Source organism: Dietzia sp. NPDC055877 (assembly GCF_053615975.1).
Map to the genome: position 1 here is coordinate 61,056 of NZ_JBSHCV010000008.1, position 19,092 is coordinate 80,147.

The 19,092-nt window shown below is 68.7% G+C and carries 19 protein-coding genes; 7 read left to right on the forward strand and 12 right to left on the reverse strand.

The features are described 5' to 3' along the window. The 4 genes from egtB to fgd form a co-directional block, all read right to left on the reverse strand. On the reverse strand, positions 1-1,356 hold the full coding sequence (gene egtB, locus ACWGLC_RS10615) for an ergothioneine biosynthesis protein EgtB (RefSeq protein ID WP_452099879.1): 1,356 nt from the start codon (positions 1,354-1,356) through the stop codon (positions 1-3). A 156-nt stretch (positions 1,357-1,512) separates the two neighbouring features. Continuing rightward, entirely contained in the window at positions 1,513-2,058 is a 546-nt protein-coding gene (locus tag ACWGLC_RS10620) for a methylated-DNA--[protein]-cysteine S-methyltransferase (protein ID WP_452099880.1), read from the reverse strand. Positions 2,059-2,071: 13 nt separating this feature from the next. Next, on the reverse strand, positions 2,072-2,710 hold the full coding sequence (locus tag ACWGLC_RS10625; RefSeq protein WP_452099881.1) for a suppressor of fused domain protein: 639 nt from the start codon (positions 2,708-2,710) through the stop codon (positions 2,072-2,074). Beyond that, the gene (gene fgd / locus ACWGLC_RS10630) at positions 2,707-3,726 is read right to left on the reverse strand and encodes a glucose-6-phosphate dehydrogenase (coenzyme-F420) (protein WP_452099882.1); all 1,020 of its coding nucleotides are present in this window, start codon (positions 3,724-3,726) and stop codon (positions 2,707-2,709) included. The genes ACWGLC_RS10625 and fgd overlap by 4 nt, the downstream gene beginning before the upstream one ends. A gap of 395 nt (positions 3,727-4,121) precedes the next feature. On the opposite strand from fgd, the gene ACWGLC_RS10635 reads away from it, so the two are divergent. The 5 genes from ACWGLC_RS10635 (at position 4,122) to ACWGLC_RS10655 (ending at position 8,518) form a co-directional block, all read left to right on the forward strand. After that, complete coding sequence (locus ACWGLC_RS10635; RefSeq protein ID WP_452099883.1) at positions 4,122-4,802, forward strand: SipW-dependent-type signal peptide-containing protein; 681 nt, start codon at positions 4,122-4,124, stop codon at positions 4,800-4,802. Positions 4,803-4,909: 107 nt separating this feature from the next. Continuing rightward, positions 4,910-5,551 (forward strand): SipW-dependent-type signal peptide-containing protein, encoded by a 642-nt coding sequence (locus ACWGLC_RS10640; protein ID WP_452099884.1) that lies wholly within the window; start codon positions 4,910-4,912, stop codon positions 5,549-5,551. Beyond that, a complete protein-coding gene (locus ACWGLC_RS10645; RefSeq protein ID WP_452099885.1) occupies positions 5,548-6,111 on the forward strand; it encodes a signal peptidase I in 564 nt (187 codons plus the stop codon). The genes ACWGLC_RS10640 and ACWGLC_RS10645 overlap by 4 nt, the downstream gene beginning before the upstream one ends. Beyond that, positions 6,108-7,682, forward strand: coding sequence for a hypothetical protein (locus ACWGLC_RS10650; protein ID WP_452099886.1), 1,575 nt, complete (start codon positions 6,108-6,110; stop codon positions 7,680-7,682). Before ACWGLC_RS10645 ends, ACWGLC_RS10650 begins: the two co-directional genes overlap by 4 nt. 194 nt (positions 7,683-7,876) lie before the next feature. Beyond that, the gene (locus ACWGLC_RS10655) at positions 7,877-8,518 is read left to right on the forward strand and encodes a hypothetical protein (RefSeq protein WP_452099887.1); all 642 of its coding nucleotides are present in this window, start codon (positions 7,877-7,879) and stop codon (positions 8,516-8,518) included. Positions 8,519-8,548: 30 nt separating this feature from the next. Here the strand turns inward: ACWGLC_RS10655 and ACWGLC_RS10660 are convergent, their stop codons facing one another. Together ACWGLC_RS10660 and ACWGLC_RS10665 are read right to left on the reverse strand one after the other, a co-directional pair. Beyond that, complete coding sequence (locus ACWGLC_RS10660) at positions 8,549-9,754, reverse strand: O-succinylhomoserine sulfhydrylase (RefSeq protein ID WP_452099888.1); 1,206 nt, start codon at positions 9,752-9,754, stop codon at positions 8,549-8,551. A 71-nt stretch (positions 9,755-9,825) separates the two neighbouring features. Further along, a complete protein-coding gene (locus tag ACWGLC_RS10665) occupies positions 9,826-10,242 on the reverse strand; it encodes a rhodanese-like domain-containing protein (protein WP_452099889.1) in 417 nt (138 codons plus the stop codon). Between the two features lie 170 nt (positions 10,243-10,412). Between ACWGLC_RS10665 and ACWGLC_RS10670 the strand changes: the two genes are divergently transcribed. Then, positions 10,413-11,852, forward strand: a complete 1,440-nt coding sequence (locus tag ACWGLC_RS10670; protein ID WP_452099890.1) for an FAD-dependent oxidoreductase — start codon at positions 10,413-10,415, stop codon at positions 11,850-11,852. A 77-nt stretch (positions 11,853-11,929) separates the two neighbouring features. Here ACWGLC_RS10670 and ACWGLC_RS10675 read toward each other — a convergent pair whose 3' ends face one another. The 6 genes from ACWGLC_RS10675 to ACWGLC_RS10700 form a co-directional block, all read right to left on the reverse strand. Then, entirely contained in the window at positions 11,930-13,411 is a 1,482-nt protein-coding gene (locus ACWGLC_RS10675) for an alpha/beta hydrolase (RefSeq protein WP_452099891.1), read from the reverse strand. Further along, positions 13,389-13,793, reverse strand: coding sequence for a hypothetical protein (locus ACWGLC_RS10680; protein ID WP_452099892.1), 405 nt, complete (start codon positions 13,791-13,793; stop codon positions 13,389-13,391). Before ACWGLC_RS10680 ends, ACWGLC_RS10675 begins: the two co-directional genes overlap by 23 nt. Before the next feature lie 205 nt (positions 13,794-13,998). Beyond that, the gene (locus ACWGLC_RS10685) at positions 13,999-14,562 is read right to left on the reverse strand and encodes a DUF1648 domain-containing protein (RefSeq protein ID WP_452099893.1); all 564 of its coding nucleotides are present in this window, start codon (positions 14,560-14,562) and stop codon (positions 13,999-14,001) included. A gap of 53 nt (positions 14,563-14,615) precedes the next feature. Next, a complete protein-coding gene (gene purT / locus ACWGLC_RS10690) occupies positions 14,616-15,851 on the reverse strand; it encodes a formate-dependent phosphoribosylglycinamide formyltransferase (protein ID WP_452099894.1) in 1,236 nt (411 codons plus the stop codon). 123 nt (positions 15,852-15,974) lie between these two features. Next, positions 15,975-16,520 carry a hypothetical protein gene (locus ACWGLC_RS10695; RefSeq protein WP_452099895.1) on the reverse strand — a complete coding sequence of 182 codons (546 nt, stop codon included), beginning with the start codon at positions 16,518-16,520 and terminating at the stop codon, positions 15,975-15,977. Between the two features lie 487 nt (positions 16,521-17,007). Further along, positions 17,008-17,751 (reverse strand): hypothetical protein, encoded by a 744-nt coding sequence (locus ACWGLC_RS10700; protein WP_452099896.1) that lies wholly within the window; start codon positions 17,749-17,751, stop codon positions 17,008-17,010. Between the two features lie 242 nt (positions 17,752-17,993). Here ACWGLC_RS10700 and ACWGLC_RS10705 point away from each other — a divergent pair, with 242 nt between their 5' ends. Beyond that, positions 17,994-19,091, forward strand: coding sequence for a CaiB/BaiF CoA transferase family protein (locus ACWGLC_RS10705; protein WP_230928569.1), 1,098 nt, complete (start codon positions 17,994-17,996; stop codon positions 19,089-19,091). Position 19,092 lies beyond the last annotated feature (1 nt).

Genomic DNA, 19,092 nt, shown 5'->3' on the forward strand with positions numbered 1-19,092 from the left:
TCACCGCGCGAGCCTCAGGCCGGCCGCAGCCCAGCGCGACGCGGCGGGGAAGAAGTTGCGGTAGGTGTGGCGCGTGTGGCCGGCCGGGGTCAGCGCGCTCCCGCCGCGCAGGACGTGCTGGTCGGACATGAACTTGCCGTTGTACTCGCCGGCCGCGCCCTCCTCGGTGACGAACCCCGGATACGGCAGGTAGGCGCTGGACGTCCACTCCCACACGCCGCCGATCGTGCGCTCGGTCACGGGTCGCGGGTGGCAGCGCGCCGGGTCGAGCTCGTCGCGCACCTCCCAGCCGACGGTAGCGGTCTCCCATTCGAACTCGGTGGGCAGCCGCGCCCCGGCCCAGCGCGCGTAGGCGTCGGCCTCGTAGAACGACACGTGCACCACCGGCTCGGCGTCGACGACCGGCCGCCGTCCACTGAGGGTGAAGGTGGTCCACTCGGTGTCGACCTGGCCGGCGGCCCCGGGCGGCCGGTCCAAACCGTCCTCGGCCTCGCGCCGCCAGTAGCCGGGCGCGTCCCAGCCCTCGGCCTGCACGGTGGCCCAGCCGTCGGAGAGCCACAGTTCGGGGCGGGAGTACCCGCCGTCGGCCATGAACTGCTTCCACTCGCCGACGGTGACCTGCCTGGTGGCGACCTCGCCGCCGGGGATCCACACCCGGTGACGGGGCCGTTCGTTGTCGTAGGAGAAGCCGCCGGCAGCGGCGGCGCTGGCGGGATGGGTGCCGCCGTGAGGATGGGTGTCGACGCGGGTGGTGCCGTCGCCCTCGGCACCGATCTGGGCGACGCCCTCGACGACGACGAGCCAGTCCGTCTCCCCCGGCGTCGCGGTTGCGGGGTCGACGTCCCGGGCCACATAAACGGGATCGGCCGGGTTGTGGGAGAACAGGTGCTTGATGTCCATGAGCAACAGCTCCTGGTGCTGCTGCTCGTGGTGGCACCCCAGTTCGAGCAGTTCGAGCCCGCGCTCGTCGATACGACCGGCCTCGAGGGCGTCCACGACGGCTTCGTCGATGCGCGCCCGGAAGTCGCCGATCTCGGCCACCGACGGGCGGGTGATGAGCCCACGCTCGGGCCGGGGCTGCCGCGGGCCGACGGCCTCGTAGTACGAGTTGAACAGGAACCGGAAGATCGGTTCGGGCGACTCGTAGCCGGGCACGCGGCCGAGTACGAACTCCTCGAAGAACCAGGTGGTGTGGGCGCGGTGCCAGGCGGCGGGGCTGGCCGCGGTCATGGACTGCGGCACCTGGTCTTCCGCGCTCAGCCGCGAGGCGAGCAGGTCGGTCAGGCCTCGGACCTGCAGGAATCTGTCGGCGGCGCTCTGCGTGCGCGGCGCGGTGGTCACTGATCCGACGGTCATGTGCTCCCCTGTGCGTTGTGGACGGCGGGCGGGCCCGTGCGTTGGGGCCACCGTAACCACACCGCGGCGGGTGTCACACCGCTAACGGGTCCACCCCGGCAGAGCATCAGATTCGCCGGGAGTCCCGTAGGCACAGCATTGCTCTTGGCCACCCCGCTAGTCGCTATAGCCCCGCGGGAACGCGACGGGCCGGCCCGCGTGGAGGTTGCGCCGTTCGTGTTCGAGGAGTTGCAACCGGTGCTCGGGGCAGGCGCCGAGCCCGCCGTCGGCGCGGATGACGCGGTGCACGGGGATGAGGAACTGCGCGGGCACAAGGCTGCACAACCGCCCGACGCGACGCGCATTCCGCGGGCGCCCGGCGTCCACGCTGATCTGCCCATACGTGCTGGTTTCGCCGTACGGGATGTGCTGGATCTCCCGGTACACCTCGCGGGAGAACTCGTCGTGAACCCCGGCGGCCTCGAGGTCCAGCGGGACATCGATATCGCGCCGGGTCCCGGCGAGGTAGCCGTCGAGGTGCTCGGCCAGGCGGGCGAGATGGTCCGCCGCCGGGTCGGTGGAGGGTCGGCCGGCGTTGTCGTCGTCGTCCCCCACCACCACGTCCGACCCGACGCGGTCGATCCGCGCGATGCCCCGCGCGGTGGCCTCCACCACGAGGCGCCCGGCGAGGGTGTCGAGGACGCGCACCAGCGCGGCGCTCATGCCCGTCGCCTCTTCAGACGACGCTGGGCCGGTCGGGGTTGGTGACGTCGGCGTCCGCGGTGTCGAGTTTCTCGAACAGGGCGTCGGCACCCTCCTTCACGATCGCGAACATCTCGGCGGTGGTGATGGGCACGGCCTGTAGCCGGGTGAGGAGCGGCCCGGTGCCGTCGGCGCCGCCGGACTCGTCCACCACCTCGAGGTCGGGCCACAGGAACGGCGGGGACAGGACGAGGTGCTCGCAGCGTCGCCCGGAGTCGACGAGACCCACGGCATTGGGGATCACCGCGCCGGGGGCGACGTGGATGGAGCCGGTGGCCACGGCGAGCGCGCAGGCGTCGAGCACGTCGGCCATGGCGCGGTGCTCGGTGCGACCGACGGTGACGAACTCACTGCGGATCTGTCGCCCCTCGGGCGTGGTGACGTTGGTGGGGAGCTCGCGCGCGCCGATGGTGGCGTAGGTGGAGAAGCCTGGGGCGGGCATGTCGTCGACGACGACGATGTCGCAGTGCCACTCGGTGGTGTGCCCCTCCTCATCCGGCTCGGTCTCGTGCGGATAGCGCAGGACGCGGACGGAGGCCTTGCCGCCGAGGATGCCCTCGAGACCGGCGAGGTCGGCCGACACCGGGCCGGGTAGTTCGTTCTCTTCGCTCATGCCAGGTTCCTCAATCGCGGTTCGAGATCGGTCTTGAACAGGTCCAGGAAGCGTTTCTGGTCGTGGCCGGGAGCGTGGAAGACCAGGTGGTTCAGACCGGCGTCGACGTACTGCTTGACCTGCTCGGCCGCGTCGTCCGGGTCAGAGGCCACGATCCAGCGCTTGGCGACCTGCTCGATGGGCAACTCGTCGGCCAGGCGCTCCATCTCGCGCGGCGAGTCCACCGAGTGCTTCTGCTCCGGGGTCAGCGACAGCGGCGCCCAGAACCGGCAGTTCTCCAACGCCGCGGCCGGGTCGGGGTCGTAGGAGATCTTGATCTCGATCATCCGATCAATCGCCGCCGAATCGCGCTCATTGATCGCGGCGCCCTCTTCCACGGCCGGCAGCAACTTGTCGGTGTACAGCTCCATCCCCTTGCCGGAGGTGCAGATGAACCCGTCCCCCACGCGGCCGGCGTACTTGGCCACCACCGGACCACCCGCCGCGACGTACACCGGCACACCACCCTCCGGTACGTCGTAGAGGAAGGCGTCCTTGGTCGAGTAGAAGTCACCCTCGAAGCTGGTGGTCTCCCCCGTCCACAACTCACGCATGAGCCGGACCGACTCACGCAGCCGTGCGAAACGCTCCTTGAACGCCGGCCACTCACCCTGGTGACCGGTGGCGATCTCATTGAGCGCCTCACCCGTTCCCACACCGAGGAAGACCCGGCCCGGGTACAGGCACGCCATGGTCGCGAACGCCTGCGCCAGCACCGCCGGGTTGTAGCGAAACGTCGGCGTGAGCACCGACGTGCCCAACTGAAGCCGCTCGGTGCGCTCACCGACCGCGGTCAACCACGACAACGAAAACGGCGCATGACCACCATCGTGACGCCACGGCTGGAAATGATCCGACACCGTCGCCGAATCCATCCCCGCCTGCTCAGCCAGAACCGCGAACTCCACCAGATCGCGCGGACCGAACTGCTCAGCGGAGGCCTTGTAACCGAGCTTCAGGGGCGGGGTGGTGGGCATCGATGGCTCCTTCGGGGGTATGCGTGAGCGGCGTTGCCGCCGGCTCGCGCGGGCACGGTGGCGAGTATGCCAGCGGCGTCCGACACCGCGGGAGATCTTGGAGTGGCCTCCCCTCACGTGCGGTGAGCATGGCGGACATGTGTCGAACCTGAGAGGTGGACAGCGCAATATGTACTCCGCGCCGACCGTGAGCGACTCTCCTGCACCGAGAAGCACAGACAGGCAGCACGTTCGAGTTGATGAACTATTTCCCATCATAGAAGTTTTCTGTCATCATTCTCGTGGGTCACACCCTCACGGCCCACCGTCGATCAGCTCGGCTGCGCAGTGGCCGGTACAACTTCCCTCCCCCCTCGGGATCGCCTCAGCGGTCCCCCTCGGAAAGGCAGCGCCCTATGGACGCCTCCACTCCCATGCCTGCGGACCTACAGCGGCAGCAGGACCGTAAGCGCAAGCGCAAGGCCATCCTCGCCGGCGGCGTGGTCCTGGGCCTCGGCGCCGCGGTGACCCTGGCCGCGTGGTCTGATGATGTGTTTGCTCAGGGAACGTTCGGAACGGGCGGCAACTTCGCCCTCCAGGGCGCCACCGATACCCTCGACACCGCTATAGACAGCAAGAACTGGGCACCCTACGGCACCGCCGCCGGCGCCGCCGTGCTCTCATTTGCCGCCAACATGGCCCCGGGCGAAACGATCTACGCCCCGTTCTCCATCCGGACCACGAGTGAGACAACGCTCAACGGAACTTTGACCAGCGTGTCCGCATTCACCGACACGGGCCTTCTCGCCCCGTACCTGAGTTACACGATCGATCAGGACGCCACCACATGCACCTCGGACGGGACCGGAAACGACGGTACTCGCTGGGCGACCGGCACCAGTGTCTCGACGGCAGAGGCCGACGCCGTCCTGGCCGGCTCCGCGCCGACCGTGAGCGCTGCCGCCGCAGACGAAGTCAAATTGTGCATTGCGGTGTCCTTAGAGGATTCGCAGGCGTCGCGTGACGTAATCAACAACAACACTTCGACCGACGTCGACACCGTCATTACGTGGGACTTCCTCGGCGAGCAGAACTAAATATAGCGGGCCACCAGCGGGGACCGAATCTGAGTTCCCCGCTGGCGGAGAGACCGCCACGTTTGATTTCCTGCGCCGCTTGTTTAACCTGCTAGCTGGAGTACTCGATGACCCACCGCGTTCCCTCCGATCCCCGGGGGCAGCGCCGCACGCGCAAGGCGCTGCTGGCTAGCGGTGCGCTACTCGGTCTGGGAACGGCCACAACCCTGGCCGCATGGACTGACGATGTGTGGGTTGCTGCCACGTTCACCGCTGCCAAGTTCAACATCCAGGCGGCCGTCGACTCCGCCGGCACCGCGTGGCGGGAGTACTCGGATTCGCCGGGCGCCACGCTGGGTTTCACCGTGGCCCCAGTCGGCATGATTCCCGGTGATACCGTGTTTGCCCCTGTCAACCTCAAACTCACCGACGGTGAGGCCGGTGCGCAGATCAGCCTCGAGACGCCGCCCGACGCACCGAGGGGCCCGAGTTCTGACACATCATTCTTCAATGCACTCGAGATGACGATCTACCAGGTCGCGCCTGCGTCCTGCAACCAGTCCGGCGTGCAATCGGCCACGGCGATCAGCGGGTTTGACCGTGTGCCCTTGCGGGCGGGCACGGGAGCGAACCTCGTGGCCCTGCCGGGGGTCGAGGATCCGAGGGGCATTTGCGTGGCCATCACCCTCCCGGGCCAAGTCGGCCCGGAGGTTAGGGGCGGCAGCACCGGTCCACTCGTGTGGACACTTCTGGGAGAGCCGCTGCCGTGAACACTGTCGCCACTCCTCGAGTGCCCGGTGCGCATCGCGCTCCCAACTCCAGCCTGCGCGCACGAATCGAGGACGGTCTACTCTCGATCCTCGCCGTACTCGGCGTAGTCTGTATTGCCGCCACCATCGCCGCGTTCGCCTTCAACATCAGCCTCATCATGTTCAAGACCGGGTCCATGTCCCCGGCCATCCCGGCAGGCTCACTGGCGATCGTGCGAGAGATCCCCGCATCCGACATCCGCGTGGGCGACATCACGACCATCGCTCGCGGTGAGGGGCAACTTCCCGTGACGCACCGGGTCATCTCCGCCACCCGGACCAGCGGGGGCACCTATTCGGTCGAGATGCAGGGCGATGCCAACGCCTCGCCCGATGCGCACCCGTACGAGGTGACCGTGGTGCGAAAGGTTCTGTGGTCTATGCCCGGCCTCGCTCCGGTGGTGGCAACGGTGAGCCGGCCGATCTATATGGCCGGCATCACCGTGGCGGCCGCCCTGCTCGTGGTCTGGGCTTTCTGGCCGCGCACGCCTCAGCCCCGCACTCTGAGGAAGAAATCATGACCCGGCGACGCGGCGCCACAAGGTCAGTGCTCGCCCTGCTGGGCGGGTTCACGGCGCTGGCAACTGCTTTCGCAACCGGCTGGCCGGTGCCACTAACGGAGGCCAGCTGGAACGACACAATGCACGTCAATGCATCTCTGCACGCCAGTGAGCACGCAGGCGTGAATTATGCGCGGGCCGTGTCGTCCAACGGCACCCTTGACCGTCCTTCGGGGCTCGAGCCCGACATTCCAGGACTCCAGCTCAACGTCAACAACATCGCAGGACACCGGCGCCTGTCTCCGGGCCCTGAAACCTACGCAACGCTTGGCCTGCTTGGTGTGATTTCGTTCGACGCGACCTCACAATCCTGTGCTCGCGTCGGGGAGGTGATCTGCGACTCCCCAGACTCAATAGGGTCCCCTCCCACTCCGGCGTATGCGGAGGCTCAATTCAACTCGATGAGCATCGCAGCACTGAGCCTTCTCGGGCTCGACGTCGGCCCCCTTGCCGTCTACGACGCGAACGACCCCATAGTGGCCCGAGCTTCCTGCACGCCCGGACAGCCGGGCACAGCCGACGTGACATTCGGTGGACCGATCCAACTCACCACCGGGTCCTTGCTGCCGCCTTACCGCAAGATCGTGCCCATCCCCGCTAGGAACGCACGGTCAACCGCAAGCGTCACCAGACTCGCCAAGTACGAGGCCACCGTGTACAACACCCAGCGCGCCGAGAACGGCTATTCGCGTGCCGAAGTCCGTCTGGAACTCACGGCCCGGACATTGCTCACCGATACGACGATCTGGGAACTTAACATCATTCTCGCCCGCGCCGAGTGTGGACTTTCCCAGGGGCTCGGCGGAGGAGTCGTCCCCGCCCCCGCCGGCCTCCGAAGCACCATGAACTTCGTCATGGACAAGGCGCTCGCGACCGAGGCCCAGGAAGCCGAGACCGGCACCCTTCATGATGCCGCTGCGCAGGCGAACGCTCCCGATCCGGACGGGTCCGCGACCCCTACGCCGCCCACGGGACCACCGAACGACGCAGAAACAACTGCCCCGCAGACGAGCACCGGCACGACCACCCCTACCGGAAATGGCGCCACCCGGTCGAGCGCCTCCCGTATCACTCGGAACACCGCCACCGTCACCTCCGCGCCATCCTCGCCCGCGAAACCGCGCACGAACACCTCTTCCCGGTCCCCTTCAAGACCGGGCGGCACCACGTCTCAGCCCACCCCGTCGGATACCGCACCCACGCGGTCCTCGACCGGCCGGACCACGGCGGCCCGGCCCACTACGACCGCCCCTGGGGTTACGATCCCCGACGATCCCAGCACCCTGTCGCCCACTGCCCGACTCGAAGACGTCGAGACGATCACGGTGAGAGAAGAAAACCTCGTCGTCGTCATCGAAGGCGACACCATCCCCACCGACGCACGGCAGGGAGCCACCGCGCTCGAGATCTGGCTCAGCGGCGGCGACCCCGGCACCACCTGGAAGACCTTCGCATCCGACGACCCGGACGAGGACGGCTGGCGTTGGGCCGCCATCAACCAGAAGACCGGAACAGTTGTCTATATCCGCTGACCCGGCCAAGCGATCCACACGACACGCCGCGCCGCCCCGTGAGATGCCCCACTCGCCGGGGTGATATGTAACAAAATGAGCACGGAGCGCAATACCCTAAGTGAATCGGACGCCACTGAGGCCGGGGATCCCCTCCCCTGACCGGCGCCCAGCAACACCAGCACAACAGCACCACTGCACGCTTCGGAGGCACCATGCGTATCCGACACGCGGCCAGCACCCTGGTCGCCCTCGGCGCCGCCTCCGCCTGTGCGCTCGGCGCCTCGATGATCGCCCAGGACCACGAGGCCGAGCTGCGGGACTCCGAACTCCGCGCCTCCGCCTGGTCCGTCCAGGCCTCCACCGACTTCGGCACCACCTGGACCGCGCCCATCTCTTCCGCCGGCGGTCACTTCCCGGTTCGCGTCGACACCGCGGCGCTGCGCAACCGCTCGGCCTACCAGCCGCTCACCCTGCGCACGAGCGTCGACTCCAAGTCCGACGCGCTCGTCGAGATCGGCTCCGGCGCTCTGGTCGACGGCAATCCGGACACCGCCGCCCACGTCCGCATCCGCGCGGTGTCCTCGACCAGCGGCGCCTGCGCCGAGCCCACCTTCACCCCTGGTCGGCCCGGCGTGGTCTCCGGCCTCCTGGCCGGCGACCCGACCGAAGCCGTTCCCGTCGACGCCCCCACCGCGGACGTGCCGCTGGTGCTGCCGGCGGCCACCCGCACCACACCCGGCGCGCCGGTAACCGTGTGCCTCGAGTTGAGTCTGAACGCCGACGCGCCGGTGACCGACTCGTTGCTGACGCTGGCCTGGCCCATCGACATCACCCGCGGCGACGCCGACTCGTAGGACTCAGCGCAGGCCCGACGGGCCAGCAGCTCAGCCCAGCCCGCGCGCCAGGTCGTCGATCAGATCGCCCGCGTGCTCGAGGCCCACCGAGAGTCGGATCACGTTCTGGCCGATGCCCACCGCGGCGCGGGCCTCCGGCTCCATCGACGCATGGGTCGTGGTGGCCGGGTGCGTCACCAGCGTCTTGGCATCGCCCAGATTGTTGGAGATGTCGATCACGCGCAGAGCGTTGAGCAGGTCGAAGCAGCGCCGCTTGCCGCCGTCCTCGTCGTCGTCGTACTTCAGCCCGAACGTCACCACTGACCCGCCGCCCGACATCTGGGCCCTGGCCAGCTCGTGCTGGGGGTGCGACTCGAGCATCGAGTACGTCACGAAGTCCACCGCGTCATGTGCCTCGAGGAACCGCGCCACCTCCACCGCGTTGGCCGACATGCGCTCCACGCGCAGCCCCATGGTTTCCAGGCCCTTGAGCAGTACCCAGGCGTTGAAGGCGTTCATCCCGAACCCGGCATGGCGCATGAGGTGCTTGACCGGCCCGGACACGAACTCCTCGGTGCCCAGCACCGCACCGCCGAGCACGCGGCCCTGCCCGTCGATGTGCTTGGTGGTGGAGTAGACCACCACGTCGGCGCCCAGCTCGAGCGGCTTCTGGTGCAGGGCGGTGGCAAAGACGTTGTCCACCACGACCTTCGCGCCGGCCGCATGCGCGAGCTCGCACACCGCGCGCACGTCCACCAGCTCCTGCATCGGGTTGGAGGGGGTCTCGAAGAACACGGCGTCGGTCGGCTCGCTGAGGGCCTCGCGCCATTGGTCGAGGTCGGCACCGTCCACGAACACGGTCTCCACGCCCCAGCGCGGCAGGATGTCGTCGCAGATCACGAAACACGAGCCGAACAGCGCCCGCGACGCCACCAGGCGCGAACCCTTACCGCACAGCGCGGCCAGCGCCACGAACACCGCGGACATGCCCGACGACGTCGCGAAGCAGTCCTCGGCGCCCTCGATCTGGCGCAGCCGCTCCTCGAACATGGCGACGGTCGGGTTACCGTAGCGCGAATACACGAACCGTTCAGTCGTACCGTTGAACGACGCCTCCGCGGCCTCGGCCGAGTCGTAGACGTAGCCCGAGTTGAGGAACATCGGCTCCGTGGTCTCCTCGAAGCCGGTACGCATCTGACCGGCCCGCACGCCCAGGGTGTCGGGGTGGAGTCCGTCGGGGAGCTCGTTGTTCTTCATTCGCTGCTATCTCTCAGTGTTGTCGTAGTGGGTGATGTCGTCGTCGTAACTCTTGGGCCCGCGACGGTCGGTCAGGACTGGCGCCAGGCCAGGCCCGCGACCTTCCATCCGTTCACGGTCCCGCGGTGCCCCTGTGCGTCCGGGCCGCCCTCGAAGCCCTCGGCCACGTTGTAGGCGCTGGTGTATCCGGCGGCGGTTGCCACGGCCGCGGCGGCGGCCGACCGGCCCCCGCTGCGGCACAGGAACAGCACCGGCGCCTCGGGCGACAAACCGGCCTCGGCCAGTTGCTCGACGAACCGCGCATTGGGCTGCCCGGCGGAGGTCATCCACTCGATCCCCACCGCGCGCTTGCCCAGCTCGGACAGGTCGGCGGCGCCCACCCACTGCCATTCGGCACTGGTGCGGACGTCGACGAGCGTGGCGTCCGGATCCGAGGCGAGCAGCTCCCAGGCCTGGCTGGGGGCGAGATCTCCGGCGTAGTCGCTCATAGGAGGCCATTATGCTCCTCCGACCATGGACCGCTCGGGGCGAGGTCTCCGTGGCCACCGCGCCGGGGCCGCTGCCTCCAACGGCTCCCTATCCGACACCTGTCAGATCGCAGGATCCGCATCCAGCCGGACGCCCGACCTGACCGCCTGATGCGTGAGAGCATCGGACTATGACGTGGCCCTCATCTTCTCCTCTCCGTATCGCCGTGGTCGGTTCCGGACCGGCCGGGGTGTTCGCCTGCGACGCCCTGCTGACCTGGGCGGATAAGCACGATCGCGAGATCGTCGTGGACCTGTTCGACTCGCTGCCCGTGCCGTTCGGGCTGCTGCGCCACGGGGTCGCCCCCGACCACCCGAGGATCAAGGGAATCGCCAACAACCTCTGGAAGATCGGGCAGGATCCGCGCATCCGCTTCCTCGGCAATGTGCATTTCGGCACCGACATCACCGTCGAGGACCTACGCCGCCACCACCACGCCGCGATCTTCGCGACCGGCGCACTGGCGGATCGCACGATGGGGATCCCCGGCGAGGACCTGGCCGGCTCGTACGGTGCCGCCGAGTTCGTTACCTGGTACGACGGTCATCCCGACGCGCATCCGGAATGGGATCTGTCCGCCGAGCGCGCGGCCGTCGTGGGGGTGGGCAACGTGGCGCTAGACATCGCGCGGATGCTGGTGCGCACGCCGGAACAACTCGAGGCCACCGACATCCCCGAGCATGTCCGCACCGGCTTCGGCACCACCGCCGCACGCACCGTGTCGGTGATCGGCCGACGCGGCCCCGCCTGGGCCAAGTTCACCACCCTCGAGCTGCGGGAGATGGAGAAGGTGGAGGGGGTCGCCGTGGTGGTTGAACCGTCCGACCTTGATGACGACGACGAGGTGGCCCGCGAGCATCGGGAGTCCGATCGCCGGGCGGGTCAGATCTACGCCGTTCTGGAGAAGTGGGCCACCGCGCAGATCGAGGCCGGTCACGCCGACGCCGACGAGGCCGAAGCCGCCGCGGTAGCCCGCGGGCAGAAGGTCGTTCGATTCCGCTTCAACCGCTCCCCGGTGGAGATCCTCGGCGCCGACGGCCGGGTGACCGGTCTACGCCTGGAACGCACCGAGGCGGACGGGGCCGGCCTTCGGATGACCGGCGAGACCGAGGAGCTGCTCGTCGACGCGGTCTACAGTGCCGTCGGCTACCGGTCCGCAGCGCTCGAGGGAATCCCGTTCGACGACGCCACCGCCACCATCCCCAACGCCGCGGGGCGGGTGCTCGACGGACCCGGCGGGCAGCCGATCCCCGGACTGTTCACCGCCGGTTGGATCAAGCGCGGCCCCTCCGGGGTGATCGGCACCAACCGTTCCTGCGCCTCGGAATCGGTGACCGAGCTCCTCAGCGACCTCGACGCCGGGCTGTTGCCTGACCCCGAGTCGCCCGACCCGCAGGCCGTACGCGATCTGCTGGACTCGCGGTGCGTGAAGGTGGTCGACGGTATCGCCTGGGCGGCTATAGATGCCGGCGAGCGGGACCTGGGCGAGACCGCGGGCCGGGAACGCACCAAACTCTCCGGCCGGGACGAGATGCTCGAGGTGGGCTTCCGCTCGCACACCGACCGCTGACTCCGTGACTGGCGCACGATCCCCGCGCCACGGGCTTCGCACCGCTGGCATGGGGGGGCGGTGTGCGGACGGGGCGGCTACTCGGTGTCAGCGATGAGCCTGCCCAGTTCCTCCAGCGACACCGTCCCGCGATCGAAGTACGTCGAATGGGTGGTGCCCACCGACCGAGGCCCGGCCCCGGGCTCGGTGACGTCCACGGCGAACCCGCCGAAGTCCCCGCTTCCGGGCCGCTCGCCCAGCACCCCGGTGATCGACCACCACGGCACTGCATCCCACCTGCTCGCCACGCCCGCGACCTCCCGGTCGTGTGCCCGCCGTGATGCGCCGCCCTCGTCCACCCACTGCTGCTCGATCGATTCAACAGAAGCGCCAGGGCTACCGACGTGGATCATCAGGTCGGCCGCCAGCCCTCGCGGATCCGAGGCCGCCGCCCCGAGCGTCGCTGATCCGTAGCTGTATCCCACGGCCGTGTGCGGGGCGTCGTCGCCGTCCATCGCCTCGACCGCATCCAGACCAGCGGCATACGTACGCAGGTCCTCGTCGTGCGCTCGTGCGGATGCCAGGGATCGACCCGCCTCGGCGATGGTGTCCGGCGCGTGGTAGCCCTGCCACGCCACCGACACGCACGCCGTGGTCTCCGCGTCGACCGGCGCCGCATCGACGGGCTCTGCGTTCCGAGATTTCGGCGAGCGGACCTCGTCCGCCGCCTCACACATAGCTGCCGCGCGCTCGCCGGTTCGCCCGAGTGTCTCGAGCGATGATCCCGTGCCGGGCACCAGCGTCACCACCCGGTCCGCGACATCGGGATTCTCGCTCGCCACCACCGCCCGACCATCGGCGTGCAGGGTGAGCAGATGCCGACGAGGGTCGGCGTCGAGGTACTCGGACAGCGCAGCGAGCCCCGGCCCCGCGTCCGCGAGCCCGGCGTCTGCCCCGCCGCGGTCGAGGGCGTCGAGCAGCCGTCGCAAACGAGTCCGATTGAGGGCATCACGCGCGGCCGATGACAACCCCGCCAACGACCCCAACTCCGGGTTGTCGCGGGCCAGCCGCTCGCGGTCGGCGGGCCCGAGCGAGTGCCACAGGGCGGCGATCGCACGCGGGTCGTCGCCGGTCGTCCCGGAGAGGTCAAGGCATGGCCGGGCATCCGGGTCCGTGGCACCGGCCAGCACGTCCGCCGCCTCGCGAAGCCGCTGCACGAGGGCATGATCAGCGTCGACCACGGCCGTGTGATCGCCAGCGCCCGGACGGGCGAGCTCGTCGTCGTCCCAACTCATCACCGCCCGCGCCAACCCGGCACCTTCCACGCGCAGTACATCTGACAGGAAGAGACACGCGCCGGCGATCGTCCGCGACTCGGCGGCGGCATCGGCCACACTCGCCCGCGCGCGGCGCCCCGCGCGGCCGAACCACCCGCCGCGCTCGGGGCCCGCGCCCAGCCGGCCGGCGACCGCGTCCAGGTCCTCGGCCGCGTCCGACACCGCGCGCCCCACGGCGGCGGAGCGCGCCTCGGCGTGGTCGATGGCCGTGACCAGCGCCTCAGCCCGCGGCGCGGGAGACACGGCGCGCCACCTCCTCGTCCACTTCCGCCAGCAGCCCGGCCCCGCGGGTCATCGCCCCGGCGATCCGGTCGGTCTCTTCCGCGCTGTCTCGCGCCCTCCGCGCCAGCAGTGCCGCACACTCCGCCAGCGCGGGCCCGCAGATCAGGCCGCCCGGCACCGACGCAGCCATCCCGGACGCGGCCGCCGAGGCCTCCTCGAGTGCCCCGACCAGTTCCGCCGAGCGCGTCGCGCCGGCCTCCCCGGCCTCGCGGACCCGGTCCGCCTGGCCGAGGACCGCTGCCCGCTGGAACGCCAGCAACCCCGCGCCGCCGTGGTCCGGCCCCAGCCCACGGCCCGGTCGCGACTCCTCCCCTGGGTCCGCCGCTGAATCCTGCTCCGCCATCTGCCCCGCTCCCCTCCGGCCCGCACGCCCGGGCCGCTCAGGGCATCACGCTAGGTGCGGGCAGCGGCCGGACAGCGCTCCCGACGGGGTGCTGTGGATGGGGTGGACGACCATTCACAGGAGACACCGCGGGAGGTCGGCGCAACCGCGCAACAGGGCACGCACACGCGCCCGATCGGCTCGCCTAAAGCCGCTCAACGCCTGCTCAGAGCACATCCTGTTCGGCGTAGCGGCCACCGGCGTACATGCGGGCCAACACCGCGAACAGTCCTACGCCGAACACCGCGAGCGAGCCGTACAACACCCCGTTCGCCATGGAATCCGACTCCGCCCGGGCGGTCATCGTGATCCCCACGTCGATCGCCACCAGCAGAGCCAGCGTGAGAACCGTGATCAGCCACAGGTCCTCCCGCATCAACCGCTCGAACCTGCGTAGTCGTGGGCCGGATGTAATCCACCAGTCCCGATTGGGCGCGTTGATGGCCTGCGGCCAACGCAGCACCAGTCGGGCCAGCGACGGCAGCGGGATCACGCACAGCAAGGGGATCAACACCGAGAACGCGAGCGCACCGTTCTTGCTGGACCAGCCGTCTGCCCGGCCGGAGCCGTCGAAGTGGGTGGGGACCCGGTCGGGCAGGACCATGAACTGCCAGATCACCACCGCCAGCCAGACCGCCACCGTGACGATCGCCAGCACACGGATCCACGGTGCAGTGGGCTCACGCGGCAGGTCGCGGGCGTCGTCGATCGGCGAACTCGTCGTCGTCATATATCGGGCCCCTCGGGCACACTCGTCGCCACGATCAGTACCGCGCGCGGCACCTACTTCACCACCCGCACGTGCGACGCGGCCTTGCGGGCGCGCTCGAGGGCGGTCTCGATGTTCTCGGCGGTGGCCACAGCCACTCCCATGCGGCGGAACTCGCTGGTCGAGGGCTTGCCGAACAGGCGGAGGTCGGCTTCCGGCACAGCCATCGCCGCGGCCACACCCGTGAAGCCCACACCCTCGGCGTCCATCCCGCCGTAGATCACTGCGGACGCGCCCGGGCTGGACATGGTCGTGACGACCGGCAGGCCCAGCACTGCGCGGGCGTGCATCTCGAACTCGCTGAGCACCTGGCTGCGTAGCGTGACCAGACCGGTGTCGTGAGGTCGGGGGCTGACCTCGGAGAAGTACACGTCGACGCCCTTGACGAAGAGCTCGACACCGAACACGCCGACCCCGCCGAGCGCGCCCGTGATCCGCGCCGCGACCGAGCGCGCCGAGTCGTAGGCGTCCTGGGTCATGGCCTGCGGCTGCCACGACTCCACGTAGTCCCCACGCTCCTGGGTGTGGCCGATCGGCTCGCAGAAATCGGTGCGGATCCGACCGGTCTCCGAGTCCACGCTGCGTACGGTGAGCAGGGTGATCTCGTACTCGAAGTCGACGAACGACTCCACGATCACGCGCGCCCCCGCGACACGGGCGCCGGACTGCGCGTAGTTCCATGCCGCCTCGACGTCGTCGGGACCGTCGAGGGAGGACTGTCCCTTGCCCGACGACGACATCGTCGGCTTCACAAGGCACGGATACCCGGTCGTGTCGCAGGCCTCGCGTAGCTCCTCGAGCGACGAGGCGAAGGCGTACCGACTGGTGGGCAGGCCCAGCTCCTCGGCGGCGAGGCGGCGGATGCCTTCGCGATCCATGGTCAGCCTGACCGCCCGCGCGGTGGGCACGACTCGCGCCAGACCTTCGCGCTCGATCTCCTCGAGCGCTGTGGTGGCGATGGCCTCGATCTCGGGCAGGATCACCTGAGGCCGCTCCAGCTCCACCACCCGGCGAACCTCGTCGGCGTTCGTCATGTCGATGGTGTGCGAGCCGTGTGCGACCTGGTGGGCGGGCGCACCGTCATAGCGGTCCACGGCGATCACCTCCACGCCCAAGCGCTGGAGTGCGATCGCCACCTCCTTGCCCAACTCGCCGGAGCCGAGCAGCATCACGCGTGTGGCCTCCGGCGCACCGGGGGTGCCGAAGCGGTCCGTGACGGGCGGAGCCAGGGGATCATGCGCGCTGGTCATGGCACACAGGCTAGTAGATGACAGCAGACGACCCCGGCCGGTCCACCCGTCGTGTGACGGGGGCCTCCCGGGGTCGCTGCCTCGTCCGGTCAATGCACCACGGTGGCGCTCACCCGGAGAGGGTCACTCGGCGGGCGTGATCGGTGACTCCTCGTCACTGGGGGCCAGCGAGCCGAGCGCGCCTGCACCGAAACCGACACTGCCACCCGAGATCGAGCCGGCCGAGACCACGTCGAGCGAGCCGCCGGGGATCTTGTCGTTGATCTGGTCGGCGACGACCTGCTTGTCGATGCCGAAGTAGATGTTGGGACGTGTACTGAAATCCACAGCACCTCTCGTACAGACAATTCCTGCGGCAGCGGGGGTTTCCGGCACGGAGGTGCTCCACGACACCGACTTGCCCGGGGTCAGCGTGACGGCTTCGGCCGCAGGGTTATCTGGGTAGAAGTCAAACAAGAGGTCGAGGACCTCTTGTTCGATATCGTCCGGAACGGCCGGGTCATCGGCCCGCACGATCGGGCTTCCGTCCTCGTCACCGAGCAGGATTGACACGTCAGGCCCGGCTTCGATCGCAGTGATGACCTTGATGCCCTCGGATAGCTGCGTCTTGTCGAAGTCAACGTCGATGTCTCCGTCGACGATCGTGGAGTACGGCGTCACGAAGCCCACGCACCGGTCATTTTCCGTTCCCTCGTTGGTATAGGTGACCGTGACACCGCCGCCGCTGTTAGGCGTGACCGTGACTGGGCCATTGAGTGCCTCGGCAGCGATCGCCAGATCACCGATCGTGTCTCCGAGACCTAGACCGCTGCTGGACAGGGAACCTGATGAGCCGGATCCCGAACCCGAACCGGAATCGTCGGTGTCAGCGAGAGCGATCCCGCCTCCTGACGACCCGGCGAGAAGTGCTGCCGCGGCGACCGCGGTGAATGCACGTGCACGAAACTGCATAGGATTCCTAACAGGAAGGGCGCAGCGTCTCGCTCTCCGCGCCAAAAGGGTGTGGCGCCGAAGTGGCAACCGCCGAAAGTGTTACACATCACACCTTTTGGTTACACTCCCAAATTGAACATTCTTAGTTTTTTGTAATGTTACTGGTGAATGCACGCGCCGATAACTTAAGAACGTGCTTCGCAGTGAGAAGTCCCAGCGGGTGTCAACTCCCAAGCGAACCCAGCAGGTTCGTTCCCATCTCGAGACTGCCGTCCGACACCGACCCGGCTGTGACCGAGCCTCCCGGGAGGATCCCATTGACCTGGTCGACGACGCCCTGCGGATCGACCCCGATTCGCAGGACGATCGACGCGGAGCGCTCCTCAGTGTCCGTGACGGAATCGGGGATACAGAACACGGCGGCAATTGCGGGCGTCTCGGGAGAGGGCGCCGTCCACGTCGCGGTAGCTCCGCCATCCACGCCCAAGCCGCCCCTGCCCGAAACCAGCATCGAGATCGCTTCAGGGATCCCGTCGTACTCATTGACCTCATAGGCGACCGGGCCGCCGCCGAGACCGGCACTCAATCCCGAGACGCCACCCATCTCTTGGATCTCGCGAACCTTCGGGATCAGGTCTGCTGGCGGCTCATCCCCGGTGAGATCGAGGCCGACCTGGAGAACGGACCGGTACGGCATCGCGGCGCCCACGCACTTCTCGCCAGCTCCGGTGGCATTGGAATAGGCCACGGTCGGGCCACCATCAGAATTCTGAGTAACCTTCACGGGACCCTTGAGCGCCGCTGCCTCGAGCTCGAGCCCCGCGGCAACCTCGGACGAGCCTTGGGCCGCGGAACTGCCGGCCCCCGCGAGGATTGCGCCTGATGCGAGTGCCAAGACCGATGTGCCGACGAGAATTCTCTTGAATGAGGACATGGAGGGGTTCCTAACAAAGAGGGCGAACCACACCGGTCGCGGAGCGGCCCTTCAGGCGATCGGACCGCCGCCTGTGCACAGTGTCACACGGATTAACTCACCGGACCCGAACAAGTCAGCATCGCTACCAATAACTTCGCGTGCCTTCCCCGGCGTTTATCGTCACCCGTCCCTGGGGCCCCATCAGCACCGCCGCGGCGCCGGGTGACCTACGCGAACCGCCCGCGCTTCGGAGGCGATAGCGTGTGGGGAAAGCCACACGAAAGGGCACACCTGTGACCACTGCATCTACCGGCCCACTCGCCGGCATCCGTGTCGTCGAACTCAACGGCATCGGCCCCGGCCCGCACGCCTGCATGATGATGGCCGACCTGGGCGCCGACGTAGTGACCGTCATGCGTCCGGGCGAACTGGCCACCCAGGTCGACGGCTGGGCGCACATCACCCGTCGCGGCCGGACTGTTGTGGAGGCAAACCTCAAGAGCGACGAGGGCCTGGCGCAGGTGCGCGGCCTGATCGCCAAGGCAGACGTGCTGGTCGAAGGCTTCCGCCCCGGGGTCACCGAGCGCATGGGCCTGGGCCCCGACGAGTGCCTCGAACTCAACCCGCGGCTGGTGTACGCGCGCATGACCGGCTGGGGACAGTTCGGGCCGCTCGCCCACACGGCTGGTCACGACCTCAACTACATCTCGCTCACCGGCCACCTCAACGCGACCGCCCGCAAGGGCGAGCGCCCCGTGCCCCCACTGAACCTCGTGGGCGATTTCGGTGGCGGGTCGATGTTCCTCATCCAGGGCATCCTCGCGGCGATCATCGAGCGCTCGACCTCCGGAATCGGCCAGGTCATCGACGCCGCTATGACCGACGGCGCTTCGGTGCTGGGCCAGTTCCAGTGGGCCATGCGCGGCCGCGATCAGTGGTCGGACGTCGCCGGAACGAACATGCTCGACACGGGATACCCGTTCTACGACGTCTACACCTGCTCGGACGGCAAGTTCATGGCCGTCGGCGCGCTTGAGCCCCAGTTCTACGCCGAGTTCACCCGCATTCTCGGCATCGACGGCGACGAGGTCCCCGGCCAGTTCGACGTGGACCGCTGGGACGAGTTGCGAGAGATCATCGCCGGCACGTTCGCGGAGAAGACTCGCGACGAGTGGGCCGAGCAGTTCTACGGCACCGACGCCTGCACCACTCCGGTTCTGACCTACACGGAATCGCTGGACCACCCCCACAACGTGGCGCGCGAGACCTTCGTCGACGTCAACGGCGACATGGGCCCGGCGCCCGCGCCGCGATTCTCGCGCACCCCTGCCGCCCCGGTCCCGGCCGCGCCGCCGCGCGAGGTGACCGACATCGACCAGGTCTGGGTCTGAT

Coding starts and splice junctions, on each gene's coding strand:
- ACWGLC_RS10625 (WP_452099881.1), bottom strand. CDS start 2,710: ATGAGCGAAGAGAACGAACTACCCGGCCCGGTGTCGGCCGACCTCGCC.
- ACWGLC_RS10670 (WP_452099890.1), top strand. CDS start 10,413: ATGACGTGGCCCTCATCTTCTCCTCTCCGTATCGCCGTGGTCGGTTCC.
- ACWGLC_RS10640 (WP_452099884.1), top strand. CDS start 4,910: ATGACCCACCGCGTTCCCTCCGATCCCCGGGGGCAGCGCCGCACGCGC.
- purT (WP_452099894.1), bottom strand. CDS start 15,851: ATGACCAGCGCGCATGATCCCCTGGCTCCGCCCGTCACGGACCGCTTC.
- ACWGLC_RS10660 (WP_452099888.1), bottom strand. CDS start 9,754: ATGAAGAACAACGAGCTCCCCGACGGACTCCACCCCGACACCCTGGGC.
- ACWGLC_RS10685 (WP_452099893.1), bottom strand. CDS start 14,562: ATGACGACGACGAGTTCGCCGATCGACGACGCCCGCGACCTGCCGCGT.
- ACWGLC_RS10680 (WP_452099892.1), bottom strand. CDS start 13,793: ATGGCGGAGCAGGATTCAGCGGCGGACCCAGGGGAGGAGTCGCGACCG.
- ACWGLC_RS10650 (WP_452099886.1), top strand. CDS start 6,108: ATGACCCGGCGACGCGGCGCCACAAGGTCAGTGCTCGCCCTGCTGGGC.
- ACWGLC_RS10655 (WP_452099887.1), top strand. CDS start 7,877: ATGCGTATCCGACACGCGGCCAGCACCCTGGTCGCCCTCGGCGCCGCC.
- fgd (WP_452099882.1), bottom strand. CDS start 3,726: ATGCCCACCACCCCGCCCCTGAAGCTCGGTTACAAGGCCTCCGCTGAG.
- ACWGLC_RS10665 (WP_452099889.1), bottom strand. CDS start 10,242: ATGAGCGACTACGCCGGAGATCTCGCCCCCAGCCAGGCCTGGGAGCTG.
- egtB (WP_452099879.1), bottom strand. CDS start 1,356: ATGACCGTCGGATCAGTGACCACCGCGCCGCGCACGCAGAGCGCCGCC.
- ACWGLC_RS10620 (WP_452099880.1), bottom strand. CDS start 2,058: ATGAGCGCCGCGCTGGTGCGCGTCCTCGACACCCTCGCCGGGCGCCTC.
- ACWGLC_RS10635 (WP_452099883.1), top strand. CDS start 4,122: ATGGACGCCTCCACTCCCATGCCTGCGGACCTACAGCGGCAGCAGGAC.